This window comes from Enterobacter sp. Lyrl_3 (genome assembly GCF_051948675.1).
Lineage (GTDB): Bacteria > Pseudomonadota > Gammaproteobacteria > Enterobacterales > Enterobacteriaceae > Enterobacter > Enterobacter cloacae.
Genome location: NZ_JAYJLI010000068.1, coordinates 1 through 519, shown reverse-complemented (window position 1 = coordinate 519; position 519 = coordinate 1). Strand labels below are relative to the sequence as shown.

At 55.7% G+C, this 519-nt stretch carries 1 protein-coding gene; it reads left to right on the top strand.

The window, feature by feature from the left end; translation table 11 throughout:
- Positions 1–225: 225 nt before the first annotated feature.
- Positions 226–519, top strand: a 294-nt coding sequence (locus tag VF709_RS24925) for a hypothetical protein (protein ID WP_440232480.1), incomplete at its 3' end; no start/stop codon positions are given.

Below are 519 nucleotides of genomic sequence, written 5' to 3'. Positions count from 1 at the left end.
TCTTATAAGGCTATGAAAATCGGCATTAGCGCCATCCTCGGGACCGACCCGGAAAATTCTGTCGGCACCCCTGCCGTCCTCTCTGTGGCAAGCGGCGACAGTGTCGACATCAAGTACACCGTGACCATCACAACGGCCTGATAACGACCCGACCAGCGGGCAACCTGAATGGCTGAGCGCCGGGGCCATACCCCGGTAATGAATCAAGATAACCAAGGTACTACCATGAAGAAGACAATCAGTAACACCTACGCCAAAAGCCTGCTGCACATGGCGGTAGCGGCCACCGTGGCCGGGGTATTTGCGGCACCTGCATTCGCAGACAATGACCCACAAGAATTTCATGCAAAAGTGAATATCACAACGGACAACACCTGCTCACTGACCATCACTCCGGGAACTACAGATTACAACTCGACGCTTCACATCGACACGGGGGAGCGTACGGCGGCGTTCACCCCAACAACCCCTGCCGCACTTCCTGCAGACCTGACGACAGTGCGATACAGTGAAGGGTGC